The 21,719-nt window shown below is 35.1% G+C and carries 20 protein-coding genes and 1 pseudogene; 17 read left to right on the top strand and 4 right to left on the bottom strand.

Features of this window, described 5'->3' with window-relative positions:
- The first annotated feature begins 1 nt into the window (after position 1).
- On the top strand, positions 2-1,564 hold the full coding sequence (locus PGH12_RS12310) for a S8 family peptidase (RefSeq protein ID WP_267596622.1): 1,563 nt from the start codon (positions 2-4) through the stop codon (positions 1,562-1,564).
- Positions 1,565-1,686: 122 nt separating this feature from the next.
- Here PGH12_RS12310 and PGH12_RS12305 read toward each other — a convergent pair.
- Positions 1,687-2,777, bottom strand: a pseudogene (locus tag PGH12_RS12305) (IS3 family transposase); the annotation flags it as partial.
- A 601-nt stretch (positions 2,778-3,378) separates the two neighbouring features.
- On the opposite strand from PGH12_RS12305, the gene PGH12_RS12300 reads away from it, so the two are divergent.
- The 5 genes from PGH12_RS12300 to PGH12_RS12280 all read left to right on the top strand — a co-directional run bounded on the left by PGH12_RS12300 (position 3,379) and on the right by PGH12_RS12280 (position 8,254).
- Positions 3,379-3,945, top strand: coding sequence for a hypothetical protein (locus PGH12_RS12300; RefSeq protein WP_267596623.1), 567 nt, complete (start codon positions 3,379-3,381; stop codon positions 3,943-3,945).
- 667 nt (positions 3,946-4,612) lie between these two features.
- Positions 4,613-5,383, top strand: a complete 771-nt coding sequence (locus PGH12_RS12295) for a sensor histidine kinase (protein WP_267596625.1) — start codon at positions 4,613-4,615, stop codon at positions 5,381-5,383.
- Positions 5,380-6,024 carry a response regulator transcription factor gene (locus PGH12_RS12290; RefSeq protein WP_267596627.1) on the top strand — a complete coding sequence of 215 codons (645 nt, stop codon included), beginning with the start codon at positions 5,380-5,382 and terminating at the stop codon, positions 6,022-6,024. The genes PGH12_RS12295 and PGH12_RS12290 overlap by 4 nt, the downstream gene beginning before the upstream one ends.
- Before the next feature lie 310 nt (positions 6,025-6,334).
- A complete protein-coding gene (locus tag PGH12_RS12285) occupies positions 6,335-7,180 on the top strand; it encodes a caspase family protein (RefSeq protein ID WP_267596628.1) in 846 nt (281 codons plus the stop codon).
- A gap of 66 nt (positions 7,181-7,246) precedes the next feature.
- Positions 7,247-8,254 carry a trypsin-like serine peptidase gene (locus PGH12_RS12280; RefSeq protein ID WP_267596629.1) on the top strand — a complete coding sequence of 336 codons (1,008 nt, stop codon included), beginning with the start codon at positions 7,247-7,249 and terminating at the stop codon, positions 8,252-8,254.
- A 365-nt stretch (positions 8,255-8,619) separates the two neighbouring features.
- Here PGH12_RS12280 and PGH12_RS12275 read toward each other — a convergent pair whose 3' ends face one another.
- From PGH12_RS12275 to PGH12_RS12265, 3 genes are all read right to left on the bottom strand, one after another.
- Complete coding sequence (locus tag PGH12_RS12275) at positions 8,620-9,069, bottom strand: GNAT family N-acetyltransferase (protein ID WP_267596630.1); 450 nt, start codon at positions 9,067-9,069, stop codon at positions 8,620-8,622.
- On the bottom strand, positions 9,062-9,685 hold the full coding sequence (yihA, locus tag PGH12_RS12270) for a ribosome biogenesis GTP-binding protein YihA/YsxC (RefSeq protein WP_267596631.1): 624 nt from the start codon (positions 9,683-9,685) through the stop codon (positions 9,062-9,064). Before yihA ends, PGH12_RS12275 begins: the two co-directional genes overlap by 8 nt.
- Before the next feature lie 64 nt (positions 9,686-9,749).
- On the bottom strand, positions 9,750-10,511 hold the full coding sequence (locus PGH12_RS12265) for an alpha/beta fold hydrolase (RefSeq protein WP_267596632.1): 762 nt from the start codon (positions 10,509-10,511) through the stop codon (positions 9,750-9,752).
- A 273-nt stretch (positions 10,512-10,784) separates the two neighbouring features.
- On the opposite strand from PGH12_RS12265, the gene mraZ reads away from it, so the two are divergent.
- Genes mraZ through murG form a run of 11 tightly spaced genes read left to right on the top strand, consistent with a single transcriptional unit; the run spans position 10,785 to position 21,669 of the window.
- Complete coding sequence (mraZ, locus tag PGH12_RS12260; protein ID WP_267596634.1) at positions 10,785-11,243, top strand: division/cell wall cluster transcriptional repressor MraZ; 459 nt, start codon at positions 10,785-10,787, stop codon at positions 11,241-11,243.
- A gap of 19 nt (positions 11,244-11,262) precedes the next feature.
- Entirely contained in the window at positions 11,263-12,156 is an 894-nt protein-coding gene (rsmH, locus tag PGH12_RS12255) for a 16S rRNA (cytosine(1402)-N(4))-methyltransferase RsmH (RefSeq protein WP_267596934.1), read from the top strand.
- 25 nt (positions 12,157-12,181) lie between these two features.
- Complete coding sequence (locus PGH12_RS12250) at positions 12,182-12,547, top strand: FtsL-like putative cell division protein (protein ID WP_263002915.1); 366 nt, start codon at positions 12,182-12,184, stop codon at positions 12,545-12,547.
- Entirely contained in the window at positions 12,531-14,522 is a 1,992-nt protein-coding gene (locus PGH12_RS12245) for a penicillin-binding transpeptidase domain-containing protein (protein WP_267596635.1), read from the top strand. The genes PGH12_RS12250 and PGH12_RS12245 overlap by 17 nt, the downstream gene beginning before the upstream one ends.
- 18 nt (positions 14,523-14,540) lie before the next feature.
- A complete protein-coding gene (locus PGH12_RS12240; protein ID WP_267596637.1) occupies positions 14,541-16,001 on the top strand; it encodes a UDP-N-acetylmuramoyl-L-alanyl-D-glutamate--2,6-diaminopimelate ligase in 1,461 nt (486 codons plus the stop codon).
- 21 nt (positions 16,002-16,022) lie between these two features.
- The gene (locus tag PGH12_RS12235; protein WP_267596639.1) at positions 16,023-16,388 is read left to right on the top strand and encodes a hypothetical protein; all 366 of its coding nucleotides are present in this window, start codon (positions 16,023-16,025) and stop codon (positions 16,386-16,388) included.
- A 20-nt stretch (positions 16,389-16,408) separates the two neighbouring features.
- The gene (mraY, locus tag PGH12_RS12230; protein ID WP_267596641.1) at positions 16,409-17,650 is read left to right on the top strand and encodes a phospho-N-acetylmuramoyl-pentapeptide-transferase; all 1,242 of its coding nucleotides are present in this window, start codon (positions 16,409-16,411) and stop codon (positions 17,648-17,650) included.
- A gap of 55 nt (positions 17,651-17,705) precedes the next feature.
- Positions 17,706-19,040, top strand: coding sequence for a UDP-N-acetylmuramoyl-L-alanine--D-glutamate ligase (gene murD / locus PGH12_RS12225; protein WP_267596643.1), 1,335 nt, complete (start codon positions 17,706-17,708; stop codon positions 19,038-19,040).
- A 25-nt stretch (positions 19,041-19,065) separates the two neighbouring features.
- A complete protein-coding gene (locus PGH12_RS12220; RefSeq protein ID WP_267596644.1) occupies positions 19,066-20,304 on the top strand; it encodes an FtsW/RodA/SpoVE family cell cycle protein in 1,239 nt (412 codons plus the stop codon).
- Between the two features lie 12 nt (positions 20,305-20,316).
- A complete protein-coding gene (locus tag PGH12_RS12215; RefSeq protein ID WP_267596645.1) occupies positions 20,317-20,559 on the top strand; it encodes a hypothetical protein in 243 nt (80 codons plus the stop codon).
- Positions 20,560-20,568: 9 nt separating this feature from the next.
- A complete protein-coding gene (gene murG / locus PGH12_RS12210) occupies positions 20,569-21,669 on the top strand; it encodes an undecaprenyldiphospho-muramoylpentapeptide beta-N-acetylglucosaminyltransferase (RefSeq protein ID WP_267596646.1) in 1,101 nt (366 codons plus the stop codon).
- The last annotated feature ends 50 nt before the right edge of the window (positions 21,670-21,719 follow it).

Genomic DNA, 21,719 nt, shown 5'->3' with positions numbered 1-21,719 from the left:
AATGGAAAAATTTCCCCATCTACAATTCCTACAAAAGGTTTCCGGGAAGCCTCGTTTGCACGGAGGAGGAACACCCAATCCTCATTCAGAGCAAAATAAACAGAATAAATCTGGACATTCAAGATATTTGAGCAGTAAAACTTCTCAATTAAAAGACAGATGGTATACTGAATTTGGCAACAGAGAAAACAACGGTTTAGCCCCTATCGATGCAGATATTATACCAATTTTCCTAAAAATAAATCCCGATAAGATACTTTATGATTTTGATTTAAAACAGTTTGGAATTGAAATAATTTCTGAAGAAGATGATGGATATATTATCGGAGCATCTTTAGATGGTTTTGCATCTTTAGATGAGAAAATAAATAAATTTTTTAATGGTGAGCACGGAGGTGGTCAAATTGCAGAATTTTGGGAAATTATAGATGGAAATCAATGGAAGCCAGCCCATATACTTTCTGATTATTTGAAATCTATATGGCAAAGTGTTGATGAAAATGCTAATTATAAATTAGAGGTTGGAGTTGCATTCGATAAGCCGATGGCAAAAGCCCCGGATCCAAATAAGCAACATTATGCAGGTAGATTAGAAAAACATAGGCTAGAACTAATCGAACGGGATAATAGATTCCTTGAGAGACAAGATGAATTTGAAGAGTTTATAAATTACTACGGTACTGTTACCAGCAATCTTATCGATTTAGAAGATAGTTTTTGTTGTGAAGTTGAAATTAATGGAAAGGGCTTAAAGGACTTAGTGTTAAATTACCCTTTTGTTTTTGAAGTTTCAGAGGTTGATGAAATTGTGGGTGTAAACTCAGAATCCGAAGAATCCGAAATATTCGAAATTGAAATTATTAAGCCAGAGGAAGACGCTCCTGAAATAGGAGTGATCGATAGCGGTATTATGGAAGGAAATAAATATATTTCTTCAGCAATAATTTCTGAAAATTCAAAGTCTTATATTATTGGTGACACTTCTACAGCAGATTATGTAAAAGGTGGGGGACACGGAACTCGTGTAGCAGGCGCAATTTTGTACCCAAACGGTATTAGTAATGTTTCCAATCCTTATCAACTCCCTTGCTATGTTAGAAATCTAAGAATTTTAAATAAAGACAATAGGCTTACAGATAAACTTCCTGCTCAACTAATGCAGGAAATAATTGCTGACAATGAAGATTGTAGAGTATTCAACCTTTCTGTTAATTCTTGTTTACCATCAAGAATTAAGCATATGTCATCTTGGGCTGCTACGATTGATACACTTATTAATGAAAAAAATATATTATTTTTAATATCTGCTGGAAATATTTCAATTAGTGATGAAAGAGGTTTTGGGATTAATCATTTTATAGAAAATGGGAAAAATTATCCTGATTATTTGAATGAAGCATATTGTAGAATTGCGAATCCTGCTCAAAGTAGTTTTGCTATTACTGTAGGCTCAATAAATCAGATCTCGTTTGATGATGACGATTTTAAATCGTTAGGAGATGAGAATACTATATCGCCTTTTTCAAGAATTGGGACAGGTATTTGGGGAATGATAAAACTGTAATCTCACCCAATTTAGGTACACTCAAAAGTAGAGTTTTTTGTTAATAATTTATTATTGTCGTTGTTGAAATTTTGTTGGAATGTGGGAAACTCTTCTACATTACCCTGATTGAGTTTTCCATATTTCAACAAAAAATCCCTTGGCGTGAGGTATTGCAATGATTTGTGAGGACGTTCATTATTGTACATCCACATCCAGATTTCTGAATAGTTTCTCATCTGCTTGATATTTTCAAAAAGATAAACATCTAAAAATTCTGTCCGAAAAGTCCTGTTGAATCTCTCCACCAAAGAGTTTTGCGTTGGTTTTCCAGGCTGAATATAATGAAGGACAATATTATTTTTACTGCACCAATCTTTTAGTTTTTCAGCAATAAACTCCGGACCGTTGTCAACTCTTATTTTTTCCGGTTTCCCACGCCAGTCGATCAGTTGTTGCAGTTGTGAAACTACTCTTGCTGACGGCAAACTGGTATCGATGGTAATATTCAAAATTTCTCTGTTAAAATCATCAATGATATTAAGGCTTCTCACGCTTTTACCATTCTCCAAAGTGTCGTGCATAAAATCCATACTCCACGTCACATTGGGATAAATAGGACGAAGCAAAGGCTCTTTTATCCTTGCCGGAAGTCGTTTTTTCCGCTTGCTTCTCAGATTCAGTTTCATCGATTTGTAGATCCTGTAAACCCGCTTGTGATTCCATCCAAAACCCAAATTCCTCAAGCGGTGGTGCATTGTCCAAAATCCCCAGCTCTGGTGCTGGTTTGCAAGCAAGAATAGTTCCTCCCGAATCTTGTCGTCTTCATTGTTTTTCTTCTTCTTCTTCTTCTTCTTCTTGTAATAAAATACCGAACTGTTTATGATAAAAAGTCTACACGCATTCCGAGTGCTTATTCCGTATTCTGATCCGGAATAAACAACCAGTTCCCGCTTCTCGGAAGGTGTTAAAGCTTTTTTGCGATCACATCTTTCATCACCACATTTTCCAGCGTAAGTTCCGCTACGATTTTTTTGTACTGCGAAAGTTCCTTTTCAAGTTCCTTCATTTTGGAGAGTTGCTGCACATCCAAACCTCCATATTTACTCTTCCATTTGTAAAATGTCGGCTGGCTGATGCCGTGCTCTCGGCAGATCTCATTCACTGTTTTACCTTGATTTTGTTCAGCTAAAATCTTAATAATCTGAACTTCTGAAAATTTACTGTTTTTCATTGTCTTCCAAATTTAAAAACTATATTTTTAAATGATACTGTTTTTTGGGAAGATTACAAATGAATATCTAAATATAATATAATTCAACAATTTAATACTATTTGTAATGATTCTCTAATTTTTAAAAATGTTGCAAGTGCAGATTTTCCGATAGTAGATCAATCATTTAGAATTGGATATCAACATATTGGTGTAGATGAAATTTGTCAATTAAAAGTAAATCAACATCAAGATACTATTGATATTTTCGATAAGAAAATGGAAAATTGCATAGAAAAAGAGAGATAAGCCAATATCCCACGAAGTGTGTAAAGTAAAACATAAGGCTTGGATTTTATAATCTGAGCCTTTTTGTATAGAAACGCTTCTTTTAATTTTTAAATATAAAGAAAATTCAAATTTTTTAATAATATTAGGTTTTACATTATACAAAAAGTTTCCAACCATTCATTTCTTTTGGATCTTGTAGAATCCTTCTTTTCTAACTTTTCTGTCATTCACAAATCTATTTTCACCGCAAATTCCAAAAACAGTGTTTTTCCCCTTTTGTATCTATCAAGAGTTAACTACTTTTGTTACATAACCTTATAAATTTTTATACATGAAAACTCCTTTTTTATTTAAGAATGTAAGTTCGTTTTATTGCGTACTTATTTTAAGTTTAATTGCAATCACATTTGTACGTTGTACGCCGCCGACGCCGGAAACTCCTGTTGATAACAGCTATAGAAAAAAACTGATTACGCACAAAGAAGCGCAGGTTCTTTTTGATGAATACACAAAAACTAATAATAGAATCCTTGCAGCATCCAGAAACGGACAGCCAGATTCAAGATGGTATTCTTTTACAATTGAAGAGATGGAAGGATACATCAAATATGTAAAAGAAAGTGCCATAAAGCAAAATCTTAAAAACGTTGGAATAAAAATTTACATGGGAAAATATCCTGTTGACCATCCGGTAAATAAAATGGCAAAACCGGAATATGCGGGATATCAAACGATCTTCCTCATGCCGACCGCAAAAAAAGAAAGATCTTCGAATGCAAATATGAAAAGTCGGGGAACAGAATCAACTGATGATAACGAAAAAATTGAGTCAATTCAACCAATGAATATGACGAATCTTGCACCTCCGCCTAAAGCCATTGTCGAGAGAATTAATTAAAATAGGAATGATGGTTTGGGATGTGGAATTGAGCAAACAAATATCGATGGCTATTTTGTTGGCGGTGTTGCTCCTGATGTGTTTTCAATACAAAAAAATCGAAAAAGTTAATATGATTTTTTTCGCAGGATTCATCATGATATCAACGATTGACTTTTTTTGCTATTTCTACTTTGAAATAACCAAAATACCGACAGATCAATTTTATGTGCTAGGAATATTTGTGATGTTTTTTCTCTACTTAGTCTACTATTACAAATTACTCTACATTTCATTACTAAAAAAGATTCAGTTAATTATTTTAGCGCTTTTTATTGTTAACGTGTTGATAATGTTCTGTGTAGAAAGTGATTTTTTGCAAAAGTTTTCATTCAACAGTTTTTATGTTAATATACTTCTGCTGACATTTTCGATTATTTTATTTCTCTATCAAACCTTCAATTCAGATAGAATATTTGAGATTAAAAATTATTTGCCATTTTGGATTTCGGCAGGTTCATTGCTTTTTTATATCGGGATTATTCCCATCCTATATTTCAGGGCGACGATTTCTTACGATATTTATTTCTTTTTTTTATTTTCATTAAACCTGATCAACAACGGAGTCATTGTTCTCGGCTTATTATGGAATAAACCAGATAAGGAAAAACAAACCTGACAGTTAAACATGGAAGAAAACAAACTGGTAATAATTTTTACGGTCACACTGTTGATCATTGTCTTAACGATGATTTTCGTTTATGTAATTTTCATTAGAAAAAAAACAACGCTACTAATCGAGCAAAAAGAAAAAGACTTACATTTTGAAAAAGAATTGGCAACTTCTCAAGTCGAGATGAAAGAACAAACGCTGAATTATATCGGGCAGGAACTTCACGACGATTTGGGACAAAAACTTTCCGTTGTTCGTTTGAGACAAAATCAGCTACTTACTAAGCTTAACAATGGTGAAAAAGAAGAATTAAATGAGTTAAACGAGTTGTTGGGAGAATGCATTCAGGATGTCAGAAATTTATCTAAAACTTTGATTACCGAGCAGATCATTCATTTTGGATTGGTAGAATCTATCGAAAGAGAAATTCAGCGAATAAAAAAATTAAAACTCCTAAAAATTGAGTTCATTACGGAAAAGCATGACGTTGATATTACCCCAAAACATGGTTTGATTCTTTTCAGAATTATTCAGGAAAGCATTAATAATATTTTAAAACATTCGCGAGCCAAAAATGTATCCATTCAATTGAAGGACGATCATGAAATATTGGAAATTACCATCGCGGATAATGGAAAAGGATTCAATACAAAAGAAATGAATGACGGTTCCGGACTGAAAAATATGGAACTGAGAGCAAAGCTGATTCACGCAGAATTTTCAATTCGTTCAATACTGGAAGAAGGAACAAAAACATCCATCATATACCATAAAAATTTATCATGAAAACAATTCCGATTGCTATTGTAGACGATCATACTTTAATGTCGAAAGCATTAGAAAATATGATTGCGGAAAACCCAAAATACGAAGTGGTGATGAATCAGCCAAATGGTGAAGATTTTATTACGGCTTTAGAAAAAGTCTCTCAACTACCTGCCGTTGTTTTGATGGATATTAATATGCCATACAAAAACGGAATTGAAACCACAGAATGGCTTACAGAGCATCATCCCGACATCAAAGTAATCGCCCTCACGATGGAAGATGACGAGAAAGTGCTAATCAGAATGTTGAAAGCCGGAGCCAAAGGATATTTGCTGAAAGATATGCAGCCTTCGATACTTTTTCAGGCGATTGATACGGTTTTCGAGAAAGGAAGTTTCTACACAGATTTTGTAGCGCAGAAACTCCTGAAAGTGCAGACTGAAGACGCAAAAAATGCCTCACTTTTATCAGATTTAAAGGAAAGAGAAAAGGAGTTCATCAAATTGGCGTGTAGCGAATTGACCTACAAAGAAATTGCTGATAAAATGTGTCTGAGCCCAAAAACCATCGACGGTTACAGAGATTCTGTTTTTGTGAAATTAGAAATAAAAAACAGAGTGGGTCTTGTACTTTTCGCTTTAAAACATAATTTATCTTAATTATTATTCTGAGAATCCGAATCTTTAATAATTAAAACTTTTTTATTAATTAAAAGATAAATCTACCAATGTAATTTTCATTCTAATTACTCGTCAGTTCTTTAAAAACAATAATCCTCGTCAAAAAAAGATGAGGTTTTTTTGTGTCTAAATTTTTCTCAATTTTCATTAAAGGTGATTTTCCTGTAATAAATTAGGTTTTCTCCTCTATTCTCATGTGTTTGAAAATCAGAATTTTGTCATGTAATTAAAGTTAAAGGCAGAACCTGAAAAGCCAAAACAGAGTAAGGGAAATTTAAAAACTAATAAAATGAAAAAAGCATTAATTGTAGGGATCAATGATTATGCGCCAGTTGGTTCGGGCGGCCCGGATCTGAACGGATGTATCAACGATGCGCGGGATATGGCCAATACGCTGGTAATTTGCGGGTTTGCTCCTGCACAGATTAAAATTTTGACCAATCAAAATGCTACGAGAGCCAATATTTTAAAATATTTAAAGTCTTTGGTTTCCAACAGTATAAAAGGAGATTCTCTTGTGTTTTATTATTCCGGTCACGGAACAAGAGTTGCCAACATAGGCGCAGATCTTGAAATTGACGGTTTAGATGAGGCTATTTGTCCGCACGATTATTCAAGTGCAGGAGTTATTCGTGATGATGATTTTAAAGCAATTTTAAGCAAATTGAAATCTGGTGTAAATCTGGAAGTTATTTTTGATTGTTGTCATTCCGGAAGCGGAACAAGAAAGATGAATTTAGCTCTGGATATAGATTTTTCCTACGAAGCTGCCCGTTTCATTCCGCCGATGCTAGAAGATGAATTCTATACAACCTATGCAAGCGAAATTCTGTTATCTAAAAATTCTAAAAAACAGACATTCACTACCAAAGCTCTGGTTGCGGTAGAAGGTCTTAACCATACATTGTGGGCGGCTTCCAAAGATAATCAAGTTTCTATGGAAGGAAACATGAGCGGACAGATCCGAGGTTATTTCACCTATCATTTCTGTAAAATACTTCGTGCTACGAATGGAAATATTGTCAGAAAAACACTTGATAAACAGATTGCTATAGCCTTAGCAGCAATGAATGCAGCACAAATCAACCAGACAGAAAGCGTGACCGCAGAATTCTCACAAAAAATATTTTTATAAACCATTGGCGGAATCCGAAAAGCCATCCAAAGAGTAGGAAAAAACTGATTAAAACACCATATAATCATGTCTAATATCGAAAACAACAACCCAATGACGGCTGAAGAAGTTTTAAGACTTAAAACAATCAAAGCAAAATCGGCCGAAAAATCAGCAAATTTAAAATTATCCGACAAAGAACCTGAAATGGAAATCATCGATGGTAGAGCTTATCCGAAAGGAATGAAATCTGTCGCCATAACAATGAATGAAAAATCTGTGGATGATAAGGTTACAGAAACCGATCATTTCTACCCAACTCATGCAGATTTTGAATATCAGCCAAAATTAGAACCTAAAAAAGATAGAAAACCGAAATTTATTGAACGAGAAAATTTTCTTACAGTAAATGGAGCAAGAACTATTTTCGGACCGGATCAGAGAAAAGTATTCAATTCAACGGCTTATCCGTGGCGTTGTGTAGGAAGAGTTGAAAGTCCTTTAGGAATCGCAAGTGGCGTAATGATCGGGCCACGACATCTTTTGACTTGCTCACATATTATAGATTGGAAACCCAATAACCAAACAGGTTGGTTGAAATTTACCCCAATGTATTACAACGGAAGCGCTCCTTACGGAACTGCGTGGGGAATTCAAACGTATTACAAGCATAAAGTTGCAGGTCCTACTATTGACGGAACTGAAGTGCAGTTTGATTATGTCGTAGTAGTTTTAGACCGGCCAATCGGCAGTAGTACAGGCTGGCTGGGTTCAAAATCATATTCAGATTCTTGGGACGGACAGGCGTCGTTTACTCATGCTGGTTATCCTGCAGATCTTACGGGAACTCAAAGACCTACCTTTCAAACAGGAATTGCTCTTGATGGAGATTTCTGGAGCCCGGATGATAACGAAAGCATCAATCACCAAGCAGATATTTGGCCCGGACAAAGTGGCGGTCCGTTTTGGGGATACTGGAATGGTTCTCCTTATGCAGTTGCGACTCAAAGTGCGCACAATCCGAGTATTAATTTTGCCAGCGGAGGATCAGATTTGGTTGGTCTGGTAACACGAGCAAGAAATGAATATCCTTAAACATTTTTGTTTTATAAATGGAGAGTCTGGTTTTTGAAGCCAGGCTCTTTTTTGTTTTTATAGTCTGTTATCCACTTATGAAAGTCTTTAAATAAATTGAATTTGAATAATTGTATTTCTTTGATAAACGAAGTGGCATCGTTTATCTTTAATCTAAAACAGTTTTCTAATATTTTTGTTTACCCTTGCGTTTATTTTAATGCAAAGAAAAACAAAGATTTTTTCACAAAAAGGATGTTTATACTATGGTAAACAAAGGCGTTTCACTTATTTTCGAAATACAAAGTTTTTATTACAGCAACTTTTTTGATTATAATTAAAAAAAACAGCACTTTAAAAAAAGTGCTGTTCGGTATTTAAATAAATTATTTTCTAAACATTTCCGTATGTGGAATGTTGTCTTCCAAATATTTCTTTCCGGTATCTTCAAAACCAAATCCAGAGTAAAATCTCAACAAATAATCCTGAGCAGAAATTCTCACTTCAGTGGTATGAAAACGATTTTCAATTGTTTCAACAGCGTATTGTATTAGTTGTTTGCCTAAACTTTTTCCCCTTGCTTTTTCAGTTGTTAAAACTCTTCCGATGGAAGTTTCAGGGTATTTTATTCCTTTGTTGAAAAGTCTGCAATAAGCTAGAACGCTTTTGTCTTGCTCTGCCCAAAGATGAATTGCTTGTTGATCGTATCCATCCAAATCAGGATATGGGCAGTCTTGTTCTACAACAAAAACATCTACTCTCGCTTTTATAATTTCGTAAAGTTCAGAAGTAGTGATTTCTTCGAAACTTTTTATTTTCCAAATCAAATTACTCATTAAAAGTCACACTATTGTTTGCTAAAAACTCATTTGTTTTTTGAATGAAACTTAAAATTTCATCTGTTCCTGTTTTCTTTTCAGCAGAGGTCACGTAGATTTCCGGCAGATCTTCCCACGTTTTGTGAAGTTCAGCTTTATAATCCTCAACATTTTTAATGACAATATTGGGTTTCAGTTTATCGGCTTTTGTAAAAACAATAGAGAACGGAACGCCGCTTTCGCCACACCATTGAATAAATTCCAGATCAATTTTCTGAGGTGTATGACGAGAATCAATTAAAACAAAAAGATTCACCAGATTATTTCTGTTTAAAATATAATTATTGATGAGTTTCTCAAAATCTCTTCTCATCACTTTCGAAACCTTTGCATATCCATATCCCGGTAAATCAGTGAGATACCAGTTTTCATTAATAATAAAATGATTGATCAACTGAGTTTTCCCCGGAGTTCCTGAAGTTTTTGCCAAATCTTTCCTGTTCAGCATCCCGTTAATCAAAGATGATTTTCCTACGTTTGAGCGTCCGATAAAAGCATATTCGGGCATTGTTCCTTCAGGGCATTCCTGCCATTTTCCGCTGCTTTTTACAAACTCTGCTGTTTTTATAACCATTTTGTCTTGATTTTATTTAGAAAAATAAACCATTAAGAAAGTCTTAATGGTTTAGTCTTAATTTTTATATTTTGTCTTTTACCCAATTGTAAAGAATCTCGTTGAATTCATCGGGTTTTTCCATCATTGCAGCATGTCCACATTTATCGATCCAGAAAAGATCTGAATTCGGTATAAATTTATGCATATCAATAGCAACTTCCGGAGGTGTAACATTGTCCTGTTTCCCCCAAATCAGGCACGTCGGGCGCAAAATTTTTGGAAGATCATTCAGCATATTGTGTTTGATGGCACTTCTGGCGAGCATTACGGTTTTAATACCTTTCATTCTGTCATTCACCACGCTGAAAACTTCGTTCACCAGATCTTCTGTAGCTACAGCAGGATCGTAGAAAACTTCTTCCGCCTTCTTTCTGATATAAGAACGGTCGTTTTTTCTGGGAAAACTGTCACCAAAAGCTCTTTCATACAATCCTGAACTTCCGGTAAGAACAAGGTTTTGCACAAGGTCTGGTCTGGCTAATGTTAAGATAAGTCCCACATGACCACCCATAGAATTACCTACAATAGTTACTGGCTTACCGATTTCGCTCTCAATAAATTTAATGACATATTTGGCGATTGTGGTAAGATTGGTATTAAGTACCGGCAAATCATAGATCGGAAGTTGAGGTACGTAAACCTTAAATCGTTTCTCTGAAAAAAAATTCACCATCTTATCAAAATTGCTCAACCCACCCATCAAACCGTGCAAAAGCACCAATGGATGTCCTTCTCCAGCTTCAATGAAGGTATATTTCTTATCTTTTTTTGTACTAAATATCATAAAGTCGCTTTAATAAAGCATTGCAAAAATACAAATTATACACCAAAAAATTTTTGATATCTCTAATTTAAAATAAAAATAATATAATAACTGATAACCGCCCAATTTTTTTAAAATTCTTTTTATTATTCACCAAATAACAAGTGCTGTAACTGTTTTTATATCAAATAATTAAATATTAAATCCTACGGTTGTTGTAAAACTTATTAACATTGAGTCAAAAAGTGGGAAAAAGTGGGAGCTTTTGGAAAAATTTGTATAATTTTGTCCCAAATGAGAAATTTCATTGGAACATATGAGTGCAAAATAGACGACAAGGGTCGCCTGAAAGTACCTTCATCGCTGATTAGGCAGATGGAGGATTTTGAGGATAAAACCTTTGTGGTAAAGCGTTCTGTGTTTCAACCTTGTCTCGAAGTTTATCCTATGAAAGCATGGGATAAGCTTATGGAAAAGATTAATAAACTAAACAGATTCATTAAAAAGAATGCTGATTTCATCAGAATGTTTACTGCAGGTGTGAAAACCGTAGAACTAGACAGTGTCGGAAGATTGCAGATTTCAAAAGATCTTACGCATTTTGCTGATTTTACGAAAGATATCGTAATCACAAGCGCAGGTGAACTCTTCGAAATTTGGGATAAAGATGCCTATGAAAAGGTAATTGCAACCAATGAGGAAGATTTTGCAAGTCTGGCAGAAGATGTAATGGGCGCTTTTGGTGAAGAATAAATAAAGTACACAAATGAGCATATATCATAACCCCGTTTTATTGAAGCAAAGTGTGGATGATCTGGTGACGAATCCGGACGGAATATATGTGGACTGCACATTTGGAGGTGGAGGTCATTCGCAGGAAATTTTAGAAAGACTTTCTGAAAACGGAAAGCTGTACGCGTTTGATCAGGATTTAGATGCACTTAAAAACACTTTGGATGACCCGAAGTTTACATTAATTAATCAGAATTTCAGGTTTTTAGAGAATTCTCTTTTGATGTACGGAGTTGCAAAAGTTGACGGTGTTTTGGCTGATCTCGGAGTGTCTTCTCATCAGTTTGATGAAGCAGAAAGAGGTTTTTCGACCAGAAACAATGCTCCGCTTGACATGAGAATGAATGTAATGCAAAGTCTTGATGCTAAGAAAGTGATCAATGATTATGAAGAAGATGCTTTAGCTGATATTTTCTACTACTATGGCGAATTAAGAGAAGCGAGAAAGCTGGCAAGAGATATCGTACATCACAGAAAAATAAAAGCTATCAATACAACGGAAGATTTGAAAAAACTATTCAGCTTTCTTCCACCGCATAAAGTAAATAAATTTTACGCGCAGCTTTTTCAGGCAATAAGAATTGAAGTGAATCAGGAATTGGAAGTTTTAAAAGAAATGTTGGTTCAGGCTTACAATGTTTTGAAACCCGGTGGAAGATTGGTTGTGATTTCTTATCATTCTTTGGAAGACCGATTGGTGAAAAGGTTCCTGAAAAACGGAATGTTCGAAGGAGAACCGCAGCGCGATATTTACGGAAATTATGCAAAAGCCTTTGAATTGGTTAAAAGCAAAGCAATTATTCCGGATGACAAAGAAATTGAGGAAAACTCAAGAGCCAGAAGTGCTAAAATGAGAACAGGAATAAAATTATAAATCAAAATAAAATCAGACAAAGTCTGTGGCAAAAAAACCAACATATCGTCCCCAAAAAAGACTCACTTTTATAGATATTATAAAAGGGAATTTCTTGAATCGTGACGAGTTGAAAGATCATTATAAGTTTTTCTTACTGATTTTTGTTCTGATGATGGGAATGATATATTCTAACCATTTGGTGAACAAAAAAATAAAAATTGTAAACGCTTTAAAAGAAGAAACGGAAGAATATAAATCCAGAAATGCGTACGCACAAAGTAAACTCATTAAAGTAAAAATGGAATCTGAACTGGGGAAACAAGTCGCAGCAGACTCGTTGATGACCTTAGAAAGTCACCCTCATAAACTCTTAATAAAACTAGATAGTACAGATGCAAAAGCCAAGTGAATATGACAACAAACGAAAAAAGACATTGCGATGGGGTTATCTCTTCGCAGTAGGTGCTTTGTGCGTTTTTGTGCTTTTCATAGGAAGGATAATTGTTCTTCAGAACACCAATGTTCAGGAGATAAAAGATGATTATATTAATAATAATTATAGAAATGCAACCTTAAAAGCGGCCAGAGGAAATTTGTATGCTTCAGACGGATCTATTTTGGCAACAACCGTAATGAGATACGACGTATTTCTTGATTTTAAAACGATAAAAGATACGGTATATACCAACAATATTGGTGCTCTTACAGATTCTTTAAGTAAAATGTTCGGAAAGCCAAGAGCAGAATTCAGAAAAAGATTTGACGAGCAGCGGAAGAAAAAAAACCAATATTATTCTTTAGTAAGAGGTTTAGATTTTGATCAATACGACAGAATACGACAGTTCCCAATCTTTAGAAGAGGTAAAAATAAAGGCGGTTTTATTATCGATAGAAATTACAAGAGAGAATTGGCGACAACAGAAATTGGTTCTGGTACGATAGGAATTGATAATGGAGTTGCAAAAGCAGGTCTGGAAGGTGCTTTCTCAAAATATTTAACAGGAATCGACGGAAGCAGATATGAACAAAGAGTCAACTCTTCCCAATGGAAACCGATTGATTTCTGGAAAGTGAATGAACCTGTTGATGGGCAAGATGTTTACACGACCTTAGATCTTAGAATTCAGGATATTGCGCATTCAGCATTAGAAAAGCAACTGATCAATTTTGAAGCAAAACACGGTACGGTAATCGTGATGGAAGTTGCAACAGGAAAAGTGCGTGCTATGGTTAATTTGAGAGAAATAGAGCCGGGAATTTATGAAGACGCATATAATTACGGTCTAAAAGATAATATTGAACCTGGATCTACTTTTAAAACAATTTCGCTTCTGGCTGCAATGGATGACGGTTTTATCGATGAAAATACAACGGTAAATGTTGGGAATGGAATCTGGGTTTATGCAAAGCAGCGAATTTCTGACGGTCACGGTGGCGGAACCTATGATATTAGTGATGTTTTGGCAAAATCTAGCAACGTAGGAACGGCAAAATTGATCACAAAATATTACGCAGACAAACCTGAAATTTTTCTTGATCACTTAAGAAGATGGAAATTATTTGATAAAATGGATATTGAACTTCCCGGAATTACAAAACCGAGAATTTTGACACCAAAAAGCAAATCATGGAATGCTGCGACATTAGCATCTATTGGCTACGGTTACGCAACGAACATCAACCTTCTACAACTGACGACTTTTTACAATGGTGTAGCCAATAAAGGAAAAATGCTAAAACCGATTTTCATAGACAAAATCATGAAAGACGGCAAAACTATTTTCGAAGCCAAAGAAGAAGTGATGGTGAAAAAAATGGCTTCTGATAAAGCGATTCAGATGATGACAAGTGCTTTAACAAAAGCCGTTGAAAAGGGAACTGGTAGAAGTATTTTTACACCCAATCTAAAAATGGCCGGAAAAACAGGAACAGCAAGATTTGAATATTGGTTGCCTGGTCCGATGAAATACAGAGCATCATTTGCAGGGTTTTATCCTGCAGATAATCCTAAATATACTTGCTACGTAATGATTAGTGAGCCAAATGTATCGAAAGGATTTTATGGAGGAACGGTTTCAGCTCCGGTTTTTAAAGAAATCGCGGGGAAGACTTTTCTGAAAACACCTCAGAATGTTGAAAAAGAAATGCTTGTCGATAGAAAAGTTAACCTCAATAAAATGGTTGAGCGCAACGTCAAAATAGCAGTTAATAATAAACAAATGCCAAGCGTAGTAGGATTGATCGGTAAAAACGCAATCCCTCAATTGGAGAATTTGGGTTATCGTGTAGACTTTAAAGGAGTCGGGAGAATTAAGGAACAGTTTCCTTTAGAAGGCACAAAAATCAGTAAAAATCAGAGAATTTATTTGACTCTGCAAAATTAAAAAGTAAGCATCAAAGCAATGCAATTAGTTGAATTATTAAACAGAATTCCAGTAATAGAAATTCACGGTGAAAATACCCGTGAGGTTTCAGAACTGGTTTTCGACAGCAGAAAGATATCCGAAAACTCTTTGTACATCGCTTTGAGAGGAACGGTTGCAGACGGACATTCATTCATTGCATCTTCAATCGAAAAAGGCGCGAAAACAATTGTTTGCGAAGATCTTCCGGGAAATTTAGATGAAAGCATTACCTACATTAAAGTTAAAGATTCTTCTAAAACTTTAGGACATCTGGCTTCCAATTTCTATGGAAATCCTTCAGAAAAATTAAAACTGATTGGCGTTACCGGAACCAACGGAAAAACGTCAGTTTCTACTTTGCTTTTTGATGTGTTTAAAAATTTAGGTTACGATTCTGCTTTACTTTCAACGGTTGAAATCAGAATTGGCGACGAAATCATTCCGGCAACGCACACCACTCCGGATATCGTTACAATTAATAAAATTTTAGCAAAAGCTGTCGATAAAGGTTGCGAATTTGCCTTTATGGAAGTAAGTTCACACGGAATTGCCCAAAACAGAATTGAAGGTCTCACTTTCAAAATTGGCGGCTTTACCAATCTTACCCACGACCATTTAGATTATCATAAAACATTCGACGAATATCTTAAAACTAAAAAAAGATTTTTTGATGAATTAAATGAAAATGCAATTGCCATCACCAATGTTGACGATAAAAACGGAAACGTGATGCTTCAGAACACGAAGGCTGCAAAAAGGTCTTATGCTTTGAAGGCGATGGCTGATTATCACGGTAGAACGTTGGAAGTAGATTTCAACGGAATGCTGTTAAACTTCAACGGAAAAGAATTCTGGACGACTTTGACAGGTAAATTTAATGTCTACAATTTGTTACTTGTTTTCGGAATTGCTACTGAATTAGGTTTCGAGCAGGATGAAATTCTTCAGGCAATCAGCATTTTGAAAAGAGTCAACGGAAGATTTGAAACTTTTAAATCCGATGGCGGAATTTTCTTCATCGTAGATTACGCACACACTCCGGATGCACTGGAAAATGTGTTGGACAGCATTAATGACATCCGAACAAAAAATGAAAGATTGATTACAGTTTTCGGCTGCGGTGGAGACAGAGATCATTCGAAAAGACCTGAAATGGGAAACATTGCTTCGAAGAAATCAACTTTGGCAATCATCACATCAGACAATCCGAGAACGGAAGATCCTAACCAGATTATAAAAGAAATTGAAGCAGGTGTTGAGCCTCAAAACTTCAGCAAATACACTTCAATTCCTGACAGGAGAGAAGCAATAAAAATGGCCATTAAGTTCTCTGAACCGAAAGATATCGTTTTGGTTGCCGGAAAAGGCCACGAAAACTATCAGGAAATAAATGGTGTGAAACATCATTTTGATGATAAAGAAGTAATAAATGAGCTCTGGAAGCTAATGTCGAAGTAATTGTTTGAAAAGTTAATTTAAATGAAAACTTTAAAAATCATATTAATAATTTCTCTAATTGTTGGATTGGGAATATTGATAGTTTTTCTTTTAAAAGATGCCTCGAAAAAGAAAATTAAGATTTTAGATTGTGAACAACTTTATAAGTTGAATGAGCCAAAGCCGGGGTTTTTAGAAGTTTCTGAATCAAATGCAAAAGTTGATGTTGCAACTTGCCTTTGCGAAAAGTATCTTCAAAATAAAGATGAAAAGTATAAAAAAGAAATTATAAAATTATATTATGAACCTTTTGGCGGGATGAGATTAGTTATTGAAAATCCTGAGGAAAATATTGATTCTTTGTGCAAACATAGAAATGCAGTTTTTACCAAAATGTTTAATCTCTAAGGATTAAAATTAAAATAAAAATGTTATACTACTTATACGAATATCTAACGAGCCAAGGCATCCACATTCCGGGATTAGGAATGTTGAGGTACATCTCTTTCCGAGCTGGGATGGCGGTTTTGTTGTCTTTGACGATAGCGCTTATCTACGGAAAAAGCATCATCAATTATTTGAGAGGAAAACAGATGGGCGAGTTGGTTCGTGATTTAGGATTAGACGGACAAAAACAAAAAGAAGGAACACCTACAATGGGAGGTTTCATCATCATTATTGCAACATTGATTCCGGTCTTATTATTTACAAGAATTACCAATATTTACATCGTTCTTTTGATTGTGACGGTGGTCTGGATGGGAGCTATTGGTTTTTTAGATGATTATTTAAAGAAAATAAAGAAAAATAAAGACGGTTTAAGCGGAAAATTTAAAATTGTCGGACAAGTTGGTTTAGGGTTAATCATCGGAGTAACAATGTATTTTCATCCCGATATTACAGTTAAAAGAAAATATGCAGATACAAAAGTGGTCAACAGAAACAACGTAGAGCAAAACTTCATGCCTGCCGAGAAAATTACGGTTTCTACTGTTCCTTTTGCTAAAAATAATGAGTTTGATTACAGCGGAGTTTTATTTTGGATGAGTGACGAAGATGCTCATGAGTGGGCTTGGATTGTTTTCATCCCTATTGTAATTTTTATCGTAACAGCGGTTTCAAACGGAGCCAATATTACAGACGGAATTGATGGACTAGCTGCAGGAACCAGTACGGTTATATTACTGACTTTGGCCTTTTTTACATACGTTTCCGGGAACATAATTTTTGCTGATTATCTGAATATTATGTTCCTCCCAAACATGGGTGAAACTACAATTTTTGTCGTCGCAATGGTGGGAGCTGTTATCGGATTTTTCTGGTACAATACTTATCCGGCTCAGGTTTTCATGGGTGACACGGGAAGTTTGATGTTGGGCGGCGTCATTGCAGTTTTAGCGGTTATTTTAAGAAAAGAATTAATGATTCCTGTGCTTTGCGGAATTTTTCTGATAGAAAATGTTTCGGTGATGTTGCAGGTAGTTGTTTTTAAATACAGAAAAAGAAAATTTGGGTTAGAATACGCCCAGAATAATAGATTGTTTAAAATGTCCCCATTACATCATCATTATCAGAAAGATGGTTTTCACGAAAGTAAAATCGTTAACAGAATGATTATCATTGGTGTTATGTTGGCAATTGTATGTCTTATTACATTGAAAATGAGATAGAATAGCAGTAAGCGATAAGCTTTAAGCTTAAAGCCTAATGCATAAAGCAAATTATATGAAAATAGTTGTTTTAGGAGGTGGAGAAAGCGGTTGTGGTGCTGCTTATTTGGCTAAAAAGAAAGGTTTGGAAGTGTTTCTTTCAGACAAAGGAGCCATTAAGGATAACTACAAAAAGTTTCTGACAGAAAATGAAATCGATTTTGAAGAAGGAAACCACGATGAAGAAAGAATCTTAAGCGCAGACTGGATCGTGAAAAGCCCGGGAATTCCCAAAAAGGCAGATATTATTTATAAAATTCATATGAAGGGAATCAGAATTTCTTCGGAAATAGAATTTGCTTCGGAATTTACAAATGCCAAAATTATTGCGATCACGGGAAGTAACGGAAAAACAACAACGACTTCTTTGATTTACTATATTCTGAAAAGTGACGGAATGAATGTAGGTTTAGGAGGAAATATCGGGTACAGTTTTGCCAAGCAGGTTGCCGACGAAAATCATGAATATTATGTTCTGGAAGTAAGCTCTTTTCAATTGGATGATATTCAGAACTTTAGGCCGTATATTTCGTTATTGTTGAATTTATCTAAAGATCACCTCGATCAATATAATTACAACTACGAAGAATATGCTTTGGCAAAATTCAGGATAACTGAAAATCAGGAAAATGACAATTTTTTCATCTACAATAAAGATGATGAAATGAGTAAAAATATTTTAGAAAAATTTGAAGTTAAAGCGAAGATGATCCCTTTTTCTACGAAAGAGAGATTGAGTGAAGGAGGTTATATTGGTGATGATCAATTAATTGTAAAGCTAAAAGATAAATTTTCTATGAAATTAGACGAATTGTCTTTGATGGGAAACCATAATGTTGCCAACAGTTTAGCAGCCTCGATTGCAGGTAAAATATTGGAAATCAACAATGAAAGTATCAGAAATTCTCTAATGACTTTTCAGGCTGTTGAACACAGGCTGGAGTTTGTTTCAGAAATCGATGGTGTAAAATACATCAACGACAGTAAAGCTACCAATGTGAATGCAACCTATTACGCTTTAGAAAGTATGAAAACCCCAACAATCTGGATTGTTGGTGGGCAAGATAAAGGAAATGATTATTCAGAAATTGAAGATTTAGTTAAAAGAAAAGTAAAAGCTATAGTTTGTCTGGGGGTTGATAATCAAAAGATTATAGATTTTTTTAAAGATAAAAAAGAGTTTATTTACGATACTTCGAATATGGCAGATGCTGTAGAGATTTCACAGTCTTTAGCAAAAAAAGGAGATACGGTTTTACTTTCTCCGTGCTGTGCAAGCTTCGATTTATTTAAAAGTTATGAAGACAGAGGCAGACAGTTTAAAGAACAGATTTTAAAAGTAAATAGCTAATAGCCAAAAGCTAAGAGCAAAAAATATGAACGAACAAGATACAGAAAGCAGATTTGAATTTCTAAAGGGCGATAAAGTGCTTTGGATGGTCATTATTGTGATCTCCATTTTCTCTATTTTCCCGGTATATTCTGCAAGTTCAAACTTAGAGTATATTGTTAATAACGGTACTACAACAGGTCACGTGATCAAGCACATGTTCTTTGTTGTCTTAGGTTTAGGTATCATGAGACTGGTAGGGACGGTGAAATACGAATATATCGGAAAACTCAGCAGCATCTTGCTTGGTTTAATGATTGTTTTGCTGGTGATTACCATGTTTACGGGGCAGACTATCGATGGAGCGAGTGCGTCCCGATGGTTGAAAATCCCGGGTACGCCGATTTCATTTCAGCCGTCTTCGTTTGCATTTTTAATGCTGATTATTTATCTGTGCAGATATTTAACCAAGAAAATTACAAGAGAAAGACTGCCGATTGAGAATATCATGTATATTTTCGGGCCAATCTTGCTTGTTTTCGTGCTGGTAGCAAAGGATAATGGTTCTACAGCCTTGATGATTTTAATGGTTTCTGTAGTAGTTTTAATTATCGGACAACTTCATTGGAAGTACATCGCAGGATTTATTTCTTCATCCTTTGTAGCGATTGCTTTGTTTTTAATTATAGCATTAAATACCAATCTGATAGGTGGAAACCGTGTTCATACATGGATGAGCCGTATCGAGACATTTACTTCTAGCAAAGCAAAAACTGCAGACGTAGATGATGAAAGTGTAAAGGCAAAAAACTACCAGGTGATGCAGGCAAAAGCAGCTATCGTGCATGGTGGGATTACCGGAATGGGACCTGGGAAAAGTGCTTTAAAGCAAATGCTTCCCCAATCTGCGTCAGATTTTATTTTTGCTGTAATCGTTGAAGAATATGGAGCAATCGGTGCCGTATTCCTTATAAGTATGTATCTCATTATGATTATCAGAATTGTGATGATTGCCAGTAAAATGCCTGCTTTTTTCGGATCGCTGCTTGTGCTAAGTCTCGGGGTGATGATCTTTATTCAGTTGGCGGTAAACATCGCGGTTGCAGTCAATCTGATTCCGGTTACGGGACAGCCATTGCCTTTGATAAGTTATGGTGGAACCTCAATGTTGGTTACCTATTTACAGTTAGGAATTATTTTAAATATAAGCTCAAGAATTCAGATATATGATGAAGAAGGAATGGGCAGAAAACAAAGTATTGTTGAAATAAACGACATCGCATAAAAACAAAATATAATGGAGATCAAACAAATTACATTCACCGATAACGGAAATTCAGAAAAACAAGTGGTTTTTGACAGCAAAGAAAATATCAGCAATTTTCTTGAAACTTTTCGATTGGAAGTTGGTGAAGTTATAGAACTCAAAGATGCGATGTATAAGGTGAAAAATATATCGGAAAAAGAGGTTGAAGGTAAAAATGAAATTTCGGTAGAGGTAGAATTTATCGATTTAATTGAAAATCAACCTACAGCATAAATCAGCGTAATGAACAAAAAACTGAAAATATTATTAAGCGGAGGAGGAACAGGTGGCCACATCTTTCCTGCGATCGCGATTGCAGACGAAATCAAAAAAAGATTTCCTGATGCAGAATTTTTGTTCATTGGTGCCAACGGAAAAATGGAAATGGAGAAAGTTCCGCAGGCTGGTTATAAGATTGAAGGGATTGACATTGCGGGAATAAACAGAGGAAATATTTTATCGAATTTAGGTCTGCCATTTAAGATTTTTAAAAGTTTGTCTAAATCAAAAAAAATAATTAAAGATTTCGCTCCGGATTTTGCGGTCGGAACAGGCGGTTTTGCAAGCGGACCTGCTTTGTACGAGGCAAGTAAAATGGGAATTCCGATTTTTATTCAGGAACAGAATGCACACGCAGGTGTTACGAATAAAATTTTAAGTAAAAAAGCAAAAGCCGTTTTTACAGCCTATCCGAAAGTGGAAGGTTTTCCGGCTGAAAAAATAAAATTTTTGGGAAATCCGATTCGTGAGAATATCATTTCAGGAATGCAGGAAACTTCTCAGGCAAAAGAAAAAATGGGTTTAGATCAAAATAAACTCACGATTCTGTCAGTTGGCGGTTCTTTAGGTTCGAGAACATTAAACAACGGCTGGAAAGACAATTTAGATAAATTAAAAGAAAAAGGCTATCAGCTAATCTGGCAAACCGGAAAACTCGATTATAATGAGTTGAGTAAAGAATCCCGAATTGCAAATTTGGGAACTCAAATCCAATTGAAGGAGTTTATTAAAGATATGGAAACCGCGTATTCTGCTGCAGATGTCATTGTTTCCAGAGCAGGCGCAATTGCGATTTCAGAATTGGCGGTGGCAAAAAAGCCTGTTGTCTTGGTTCCGTTTCCATTTGCAGCGGAAGATCATCAAACGAAAAATGCGATGAATTTAGTTGAAAAAAACGCGGCCAAAATGGTAAAAGATTCTGAAATGCAGGAGAAATTCTGGAATACATTATCAGAAATCTGCGAAAATGAAAATGTGAGAAAAGAAATGTCAGACAATCTGAAATACTTTGCCAAACCTAATGCGGCGAAAGAGATTGTGGATGAGATATTTAATCAACTGTAAAAAGTATAATTGTAAAATGTATTAAAGAAAATTGTAAATACTTTGTACAT

The sequence above is a fragment of the Chryseobacterium sp. CY350 genome (assembly GCF_027945075.1).
Taxonomy (GTDB): Bacteria; Bacteroidota; Bacteroidia; order Flavobacteriales; family Weeksellaceae; genus Chryseobacterium.
Note: the sequence above shows the minus strand (reverse complement) of the source record. Positions and strands in the feature narration are given on the sequence as shown.